This is a genomic window from Knoellia remsis (genome assembly GCF_003002895.1).
Classification (GTDB): domain Bacteria; phylum Actinomycetota; class Actinomycetes; order Actinomycetales; family Dermatophilaceae; genus Knoellia; species Knoellia remsis.
Genome location: NZ_PVTI01000052.1, coordinates 1 through 8,478 on the forward strand (window position 1 = coordinate 1; position 8,478 = coordinate 8,478).

The window sequence follows — 8,478 nt, forward strand, 5'->3', positions numbered from 1 at the left end:
CGACGTATGCGAACTGTGCGCAATCAGTGGTGAGACGGGAGCGGCCGGTGACGGGACGGCATACGAACGACGTATGCGAACTGTGCGCAATCAGTCGGGTTCGGGGTGACGAGAACTGGCAATCAGTGGTGGGACGGGAGTGGTCGGTGAGGCCACGGCATACCCCCGCTGCCGGGAAGCGGCAATCAGTCGGCGGCCCCGGGGTGCACGGAATCGGCAATCAGTGGCGGTTGGGGTGAACGGAATCGGCAATGAGTCGCCAGGGGTCAGAGGGAGATGACGGCGGCGCCGGCGAGGGCGCAGACGACCCCGACCTGTTGCACGGGACGCAGCCGCTCCCCCAGCACGACCCGCGCCAGCAGGATCGTCGCGACGGGATAGAGCGACCCGAGGACCGCTGCGATCGACACCTGCCCGCGCGAGGACGCCGTCGCGAAGAGCACGTTGGCGACGAGGTCCGCCGAGCCGATGAGAGCCAGCGACAACAGGTCCCGCGGCGACACGCCGCCGACGCTCCGGCGCACCAGAGCCAGTGACCCGAACAGCACGAACGACGTCCCGCGCATCCCCCAGACGGTGTGCAACAGCGAGTCCCGCGCACCCCGGTCGAGCGCGAAGAGCGCCAGGCCGAAGCCGAGCGCCGCCAACCCGGCGAGCAGCACCGGCCGAGCCGACACCTCACCCGAGAGCTCCGGCCCCGACGCCAGCACGATGCCGACGACGGCCACGACGATCCCGAGCCACACCCACGGTGACGGTGCCTCACCGGAGGCGACGCCGAGCGCGACGGGCACGACCACCCCCATGGACGCGATCGGCGCGACGACGCCCATCGTCCCCGACGCCAGCGCCGTGTAGAACGCGACGAGCCCGCACGCGCCGGACACCCCGGCGAGGACCGACCAGCCGACCCACGGGCCCCACTGCGGTGGCGCACCCTGCACCGTCCGGACCGCGACGACGAGGCACAGTCCGACGAAGGCCAGCGCCTGGGTCACCCCGACGACAGCGACTGCCGGAAGCCGCTTCGAGACGAGTCCACCGAAGAAGTCGGCCGTTCCCCACACCGCCGAGGACGCGAGGGCGAGGAGCGACAGCATGACTGCAGCCTAGGAGGGCACCTCCGCCAACGGGTTGGCGATCGGTCCCGCGAACACCAGGCCCTCTGTCGGCTCAGCCAGGTCGAGCATCTGCTGGTTGTTGCGCAGCTGCAGGCGGTTGAGACAGCACAGGTCGAATTCGGGCGCGAACAGGTCGAGCTCGCCCCAGCGAGCGGCCAGCTCCGGGTGCGACTCCGCATACTCCTGCAGCACCTCGCGAGCCAGGCCCCAGAACTCCTCCGCGTCGAGCGCACCCTCCTCGTCGAGGACCGCCGCGAGGAACCTCAGGAAGCAGTCGACAACATCCGTGAGCACCGAGAGCGCCTGCGTCGGAGCGTCGGCCCGCACGCGCACCCTCTCGACCGCCTCGGGCAGCGCCCCGTCCCCGAAGATCGCGACCTCCTCGCCGATGTCCTTCATGAGCACCCTGTCGACGACGCCGTCCCGCAGCACGAGGATGACGTTCTCCCCGTGTGGCATGAACGCGAGCGAGTGGGCGACGAGGCAGTGGGTGACCGGCACGAGGTAGGCCTCGAGGTACCGCCTCAGCCACTCCCCCGCGGTCAGACCGCTCGCCTCCACGAGCTCGGCCGCGAACGACCGGCCTGACTCGTCCACGTGCAGCAGGCTCGCCATGGTGGCCAGCGTCTCGCCGTCCCGCAGCTGCGACACCGGACTCTCCCGCCACAGCCCCGCCAGCATCTTCAAATGTGGCGAACCGCGTTCTGCCGCAACCTCGTACGACGGGCTGCGGTACCCCACGGCAGCGTGCTCCCTCAGGACGTCGAAGCCGAGCCGCCGCAGCGTCTCGTCACCACGGACGATGCCGGCGACGTGGTCGTTGATGGCCGGGGTGACCTCCATGTAGGCCGCGGAGAGACCACGCAGGAACCCCATGTTGAGCACCGACAGCGCCGTCTTGACGTAGCTGCGCGTCGGCACCGACGTGTTGAAGAACGTCCGGATCGACTGCTGCGGCCGGTGCACGTCGTCGCCGTGGCCGAGCAGGACGAGGTCGCCACGCACCAGGTCTGCGGCGAACGTCGTCGTGAGCCGGTTGTCCCACTGCCACGGGTGCACCGGCAGCAGGTGCACGTCCGCGAACCCGAGTCCGCGTTCGACGAGCACGGACTCGAACCGCGCCAGCGTGTCCGCCGAAAACTCGCGCGCCAACAGCCGCTCCTCGCTCATCCCCGCCCCGGACGCGAAGGTTGCCAGCTCACGGCGCGCAGCAACCCAGACGAGCCGCACGTCGGGCGCGGCCTCCGGCGCGTAGCGCTCGTACTCAGCCGCGTCGAACCCGATCCGCCCGGAGTTCGCGACGAAGCAGGGGTGCCCTTCGCGCATTGCGGCCTCGACGGTGAGCAGGTCGGCTCCCACCAGCTCGCTGCTCCTGGGCTGGGGCACCGACCACCGATAGGCCTGTGCCGCAAGGGTTGCCGACACCTCCTCGAGCAGCAGTGGCAGCACGTTCGGCCCGAGCTCGAGCCGGTCGCGCAGCTCGACGAAGAGCTCGAGCGCGTCGAGATCGCGCTGCTGACCGTCGACCGTCCGGACGATCGAGTCCGCGTCGACGAGCCAGTGCTCGAGCGGCAGCACGCGCGCCGTGAACTCGTATGCCGTGCCGTCGCCTGTGCGGACGACGTACCGTCCGTCGCCCACGGGTTCCGGAGCGAGCAACCGCTCGTGGGACAGCTCCGCGAGTGCCTTGCGCACCAGCCAGCGTGTGGCGCGCGCCCAGTGCTCCGGCCGCAGATGGCTCGGCACGGTGACCGTTGGCACAGTGGCTGCCGGCACGGTGGCCGGCGGCACCGCGGGAACGTCTGGCCGGGAGGCGGGGCGGCGTGCGGGGCTCCGTGAGAACGTGAGGGTCATGCCGCATCTCCTCGATGTGCGGGCGAGGCGAGGAAGGCCTCGCGCGTGCAGAAGCTGAGCAGGGCGGTCTTGTCCGGCAGGTCGACCGGTCCGTGGGTCTCGAAGCCCGCCCAGGCGTTGAGGGCGTGGATCCGGGTGTTCTCGATGTCCGGCTCCACGACGACTCGGGTGACCGACGGATCGGCGAACAACCACGACATGACGGTCGCGAACACGGCCCGCGTGAACCCGGCCACGGGTCGGTCCGTCGGCGCGACGAGGACGTGCATGCCGACATCACCGGGACACACGGCATAGGCCGTGCCGACCGCGTCGTGGGCGGGGTCGTAGCGCTCGACGAGGAACACCGGCTCACCTCCGTCGAGACCGAGGAAGGCGTCGTGAGAGGGGTGCTCGGCGATCGCTCGGTACTCCTCGCGCACCGCCTCGAGGTCGTGGTCACCCATCTGCCAGAACCGCGACTTCGGGTGGCTCACCCACCGGTGGAGCAGCCCGGCGTCGCCCTCCGGAACCACCGGGCGCAGCGTGAACGTCCTCATGCCGACACCTCCTCGACCGCGTCGAGGGCCGGGATCTCCGGCAGCCCGAACTCCTGGTGCGCGATGCGCGTCTCGATGGGATAGACCTCGCGACCGGTGAGCCCACGAATGATCCACGAGTTGCGGTGTGCCGCCATGCCCAGGTCGGGCGCGGCGAACCCGTGCGTGTGCAGCTCGGCGTTCTGCACCCAGATCGGCGGTCCGTCGACGTCGACGCGGTAGTCCCGCTTCACGTCGAACCGACCGCGCTCGTCCCAGCGGATCCGGTCCGCGACCGGAGCAAGGAACGCCGGCACCTCGTGCCGGTACCCCGTCCCGAGGACGACACCGTCGGCCTCGAGCACCCGCTCCTCGCCGGTCTCGTTGTGCCGCAACGTCATCCGATGGACGCCGTCGGCGCCGGTCGACGAGTCCACGACCTCTGTCCCGGTGAGCATCCGCACCCGGGGCCGACCGTCGATCCCACGGGCGTAGAGCAGCTCGTAGATCTCGTCGACGAGGTCGGCCGAGATGCCCTTGTAGAGCGGGGCCTGCGACCCGACGAGCGCGTCGCGCCGTGACTGCGGCAGCCCGTGCACGTGGTCGATGTAGTCGGGCGAGGTCAGCTCGAGCGTGAGCTTGGTCAGCTCCAGCGGGAAGAACCGCGCCGAGCGCGTCACCCAGACGACCTCGCGATCGCGTCCGTCGTCGACGGTGAGCAGGTCGCGGACCACCTCGGCCGCGCTCTGGCCGCTGCCGACGACGACCACTCGCCGCCGGTCGAGCAGCGACTCGCGCCGCCGCAGGTAGGTCGAGTTGTGCGCGTCCGCGGGCAGGCCGGCGCAGCCGGTCGGGACGTACGGTGTGGTGCCGGTGCCCACGACGAGTGAGCGGGCGGCATACCGCTGCTCACCCTGCGGCGTGGTCGCCGCGACGACCCAGCCGCGCGACCCCTCGTCGAAGGTCACCGAGGTGACCCGCGTCGAGAGTCGTATGCCGTCCAGCCGGTTCGCGACCCAGCGCAGGTAGGCGTCGAACTCCCGGCGGAGCGGGTAGAACGACTCGCGGATGTAGAAGGGGTAGAGCCGGCCCGTCTCTTTGAGGAAGGCGAGGAACGAGTGGCGCGAGGTCGGGTCGGCCATCGTCACGAGGTCGGACATGAACGGGGTCTGCAGGCGGCTGTCCGGCAGCAGCATCCCGGGGTGCCAGGCGACGTCGTCGCGTGCCTCGAGGAAGACCGCGTCGACGTCCTCGACCGGTTCGAGCAGCGCGGCGAGACCGAGGTTGAACGGGCCGAGCCCGATGCCGATGACGTCGTGCATCACGCGACCTCCTCCCCTGCGCTCGAGCCGGCGACACCGGACGTCACGAGCTCTCGCCCGTCGTCGAACGCGTCCTCGGCGTGGGCGGCGAGGAGGTCGCAGACCTCAACGAGCTCCCGCAGCTCGACCGTCGGGTTGAGGATCGTGAACTTCAGCCAGGTCTCCCCATCGAGCTTGGTCGACGCCACCACCGCCTCACCCAGTGCCATGACCGCCTCTCTCGCCGCCGTGTTCGCGGCGTCGACCCGCAGGACGTCCTCCCGGTCCGCGCGCTCCTCCGGCAACCACCGGAAGACCACCGTGCTGAGCACCGGGTCGACCGCCACGGTGAACCGTGGGTCGAGCCGCAGGTGCCGGGCCAGTGCCGCGGCGAGGTCGATCGCGCCGTCGAAGAGCTCGCCGACGCGGTCGGCGCCCATGGCCCGCAGGGTGAACCACAGCTTGAGGGCGTCGAAACGACGCGTCGTCTGCAGGCTCTTGTCGACCTGGTCGCCGATGCCGCGGCGTTCGGCGTGCTCGACGGGGTTGAGGTAGTCCGCGTGGATGGTGACGTGCCGCAGGGTCGTCCGGTCCCGCACGAGCACGGCACTCGAGCTCACCGGCTGGAAGAACGACTTGTGGAAGTCGACCGTCACGGAGTCCGCGCGGTCGATGCCGGTGAGCAGGTGACGGCGCGTCACCGAGGCGAGCAGGCCGCACCCGTAGGCCGCGTCGACGTGCAGCCACAGGTCGTGGGCCAGCGCGACGTCGGCGATCTCGGTCAGCGGGCCGATACTGCCGAAGTCGGTCGTGCCCGCCGTCGCGACGACGGCGCACGGCAAGTTGCCCGCGGCCCGTTGTGCGGACACCTCCTCGACCAGCGCACCGACGCACATCCGCCGGGCGTCATCGGTGTGCACTGTGACGACCGCGTCGGGAGCGAGCCCGAGGAGCGCCGCCGCGCGCTCGATGCTGAAGTGGCTCGCCTCCGACGTGAAGACGCGCAGCCTGGTCAGGGCCTCGGCCCGCGGGAGCTCGGGGTGGGCTGCCAGCATCTCGTCGCGGGCGAGGAGCAGGGCCTGGAGGTTGGACTGCGTGCCCCCGCTGGTGAAGATGCCGTCGGCGTCCGGGCCCAGCCCGGCGCGCTCTGCCGTCCACTCGACGAGCCGCCGTTCGATGAGCATCGCGCCCGCGCTCTGGTCCCACGTGTCGAGGGAAGCGTTCACCGTCGCGAGCATCGCCTCGGCGGCCACGGCCGGCACCGCGACGGGACAGTTGAGGTGGGCGACGTAGCGGGGATGGTGGAACCACACGGCGTCGCGCAGCCAGAGCCGCTCGACCTCGGCGATCACGAGGTCGAGGTCTCCGAGCGGGGCGTCGAGGTCGACCTCGGCCACGGCCCGACCGAGCGGCTCGGGCCGGGCGCCGGTGAACGGTCTCGCCGCGCCGGCCAGCGCCGCCGACGCGGCACTCGCGGAGCCGACCACCGCTGCGGCACAGGCGTTCGCGGTCCGTGCGGTGAGAAGGGACAGGGCGGTCGGCGTCTCGTCCGGCAACATGAGGTGAGCCTAACCTTACTTAGGGTCACCTGAGCAACCCCAGTCCGGGAGGCGGCGCAGCCCCGGCGTGCCCTCTCCCGGGAAGGTGCGCACGCGGCATACCCTCATCGGGTGGCAACCCGCACCCTTCCCGGCCGCGAGTCCCCCGAGTTCAGCGACGCGCTCGAGGCCCTGCGGCACGCCCGGCTCCGTCCGGAGATCCGGGTCACCGAGGTGCCCGCGCCCCAGCGCATCGCGCCGTATGCCGTCGCGCTCACCGCGGACGTGCTCGGCTCGGCCGGCGAGGACGAGGAGCTGGCCTCGGGTCGGTTCGTCCTCCTGCACGACCCCTCGTCCCCCGAGCCGTGGGGCGGACCATGGCGGGCCGTGACCTTCGCGCGCGCCGAGCTCGAGCCCGAGCTCGCCGCCGACCCGCTGCTCGGCGAGGTCGGCTGGAGCTGGCTCGTCGACGCCCTCGCCGGTCGCGGCGTCGAGGCCAGCGCCGAGGCCGGCACGGTGACGCGCGTCGTCAGCCAGAGCTTCGCCGGGCTCGCCGACCGGCCGGCGAGCGTCGAGATGGAGGTCCGCGCGTCCTGGACCCCCATCGGTCCCGACGCCGGTGCGCACCTGCTCGCGTGGTCGGACCTGCTCTGCACGATCGCCGGCCTCCCACCGCTTCCCGAGGGTGTGGTCGCCCTGCCCGGACCGCGACGCTGAGATGACGGACACCGAACGATCCGACGCCGAGCCCGAGGCGGCGCCCGACCCGCCGCCCCCGGTCCCGCTGGACGCGCCGGCGGAGGGCACCCCCGACGTCGTCGACACCGAGCGCGGCCTCACCGCAGCGGCCGAGGCCATCGCCGCCGGTGAGGGACCCGTCGCCATCGACGCCGAGCGCGCGTCCGGCTACCGCTACGGGCAGCGGGCCTATCTCGTCCAGGTGCGCCGTGAGGGTTCGGGCACCTGGCTCATCGACCCCATCGCATGCCCCGACCTCAGCCCGCTCGACGACGCCATCGGTCGCGCCGAGTGGATCCTGCACGCGGCGACCCAGGACCTCGCCTGCCTCGCCGAGGTCGGGCTGCGCCCGCGCCAGCTCTTCGACACCGAGCTCGCGGCCCGGCTGCTCGGGCTGCCCCGGGTCGGCCTCGCCGCCGTCGTCGAGCACTACCTCGGCCTCGCCCTGGCCAAGGAGCACTCCGCCGTCGACTGGTCGACGCGGCCGCTGCCCGAACCGTGGCTGCGCTATGCCGCCCTCGACGTCGAGGTCCTCACCGACCTGCGCAACCTCATGGGCGTCGACCTCGCCCAGCAGGACAAGTCCGAGTGGGCGCAGCAGGAGTTCGACGCCCTCCTCGACTGGGCCCCGGCCGAGCGCTCCGACCCGTGGCGACGCACCAGCGGGATGAACGCCATCCGCAGCCGCCGCGGGATCGCGGTCGTGCGCGAGCTCTGGTACGCCCGCGACGACATCGCCCGCGAACGCGACACCTCGCCGGGTCGCGTCCTGCCCGACGCCGGTCTGGTCGCCATCGCGTCCGAATCCCCGACGACGACCGCCGACCTGCCGAGCGGACACCGGGCCATCCAGCGCTATGGCCGCCAGTGGGTCGCGGCCGTCCGACGGGCCAATGCCATCGACGAGGCCGACCTGCCGCCGCGCACGCTGCGCTCGGACGGCCCGCCACCGGCCCGCTCCTGGGCCGACAAGGACCCCGTCGCGGCCGCCCGTCTCGCCGACACCCGGGCCGAGCTGACGACCTTCGCGCAGCAGCACTCCATCCCGGTGGAGAACGTCTGCTCGCCCGACCCCCTGCGCCGGGTCGTGTGGCGCCCCCCGTCCACGCCGGACGAGGCATCCTTCGCCGCGGCTCTGCGCGAGCACGGCGTGCGCCGCTGGCAGGCCGGGATCGTCGCCCCGATGCTCGAGCGCGCGTTCGCCGCGAACCCGGACGCGGCGGCGGACACGCCGCAACCGTGAGCGGGCGGCATACGCGCGGTGGCGCACGGCATACGCCCGGTGAGCCGGAGGCCGACGCTCGGGAAGCAGACGGCATACGCGCAGTGAGCGGCCGGCCGACACCCGGGAAGCGGGCGGCATACGCGCAGTGAGCGGCCGGCCGACACCCGGGAAGCGGGCGGCATA

At 72.1% G+C, this 8,478-nt stretch carries 7 protein-coding genes; 2 read left to right on the forward strand and 5 right to left on the reverse strand.

The window, feature by feature from the left end; translation table 11 throughout:
• Positions 1–266: 266 nt before the first annotated feature.
• From BCF74_RS16815 to BCF74_RS16835, 5 genes are read right to left on the reverse strand one after another with little or no spacing between them, the layout of a single operon-like run.
• Positions 267–1,100 (reverse strand): DMT family transporter, encoded by an 834-nt coding sequence (locus BCF74_RS16815; protein WP_106299078.1) that lies wholly within the window; start codon positions 1,098–1,100, stop codon positions 267–269.
• A gap of 9 nt (positions 1,101–1,109) precedes the next feature.
• The gene (locus BCF74_RS16820; RefSeq protein WP_106299079.1) at positions 1,110–2,975 is read right to left on the reverse strand and encodes an IucA/IucC family protein; all 1,866 of its coding nucleotides are present in this window, start codon (positions 2,973–2,975) and stop codon (positions 1,110–1,112) included.
• Positions 2,972–3,514 (reverse strand): GNAT family N-acetyltransferase, encoded by a 543-nt coding sequence (locus BCF74_RS16825; protein ID WP_106299080.1) that lies wholly within the window; start codon positions 3,512–3,514, stop codon positions 2,972–2,974. The genes BCF74_RS16820 and BCF74_RS16825 overlap by 4 nt, the downstream gene beginning before the upstream one ends.
• The gene (locus tag BCF74_RS16830; protein WP_106299083.1) at positions 3,511–4,815 is read right to left on the reverse strand and encodes a lysine N(6)-hydroxylase/L-ornithine N(5)-oxygenase family protein; all 1,305 of its coding nucleotides are present in this window, start codon (positions 4,813–4,815) and stop codon (positions 3,511–3,513) included. The genes BCF74_RS16825 and BCF74_RS16830 overlap by 4 nt, the downstream gene beginning before the upstream one ends.
• The gene (locus BCF74_RS16835; protein ID WP_106299081.1) at positions 4,815–6,353 is read right to left on the reverse strand and encodes a pyridoxal phosphate-dependent decarboxylase family protein; all 1,539 of its coding nucleotides are present in this window, start codon (positions 6,351–6,353) and stop codon (positions 4,815–4,817) included. The genes BCF74_RS16830 and BCF74_RS16835 overlap by 1 nt, the downstream gene beginning before the upstream one ends.
• 111 nt (positions 6,354–6,464) lie before the next feature.
• On the opposite strand from BCF74_RS16835, the gene BCF74_RS16840 reads away from it, so the two are divergent.
• Both BCF74_RS16840 and BCF74_RS16845 read left to right on the forward strand, forming a co-directional pair.
• The gene (locus tag BCF74_RS16840; RefSeq protein WP_106299082.1) at positions 6,465–7,049 is read left to right on the forward strand and encodes a DUF3000 domain-containing protein; all 585 of its coding nucleotides are present in this window, start codon (positions 6,465–6,467) and stop codon (positions 7,047–7,049) included.
• Between the two features lies 1 nt (position 7,050).
• Complete coding sequence (locus BCF74_RS16845) at positions 7,051–8,313, forward strand: HRDC domain-containing protein (RefSeq protein ID WP_106299084.1); 1,263 nt, start codon at positions 7,051–7,053, stop codon at positions 8,311–8,313.
• Positions 8,314–8,478 lie beyond the last annotated feature (165 nt).

Coding starts and splice junctions, on each gene's coding strand:
- BCF74_RS16815 (WP_106299078.1), bottom strand. CDS start 1,100: ATGCTGTCGCTCCTCGCCCTCGCGTCCTCGGCGGTGTGGGGAACGGCC.
- BCF74_RS16820 (WP_106299079.1), bottom strand. CDS start 2,975: ATGACCCTCACGTTCTCACGGAGCCCCGCACGCCGCCCCGCCTCCCGG.
- BCF74_RS16825 (WP_106299080.1), bottom strand. CDS start 3,514: ATGAGGACGTTCACGCTGCGCCCGGTGGTTCCGGAGGGCGACGCCGGG.
- BCF74_RS16830 (WP_106299083.1), bottom strand. CDS start 4,815: ATGCACGACGTCATCGGCATCGGGCTCGGCCCGTTCAACCTCGGTCTC.
- BCF74_RS16835 (WP_106299081.1), bottom strand. CDS start 6,353: ATGTTGCCGGACGAGACGCCGACCGCCCTGTCCCTTCTCACCGCACGG.
- BCF74_RS16845 (WP_106299084.1), top strand. CDS start 7,051: ATGACGGACACCGAACGATCCGACGCCGAGCCCGAGGCGGCGCCCGAC.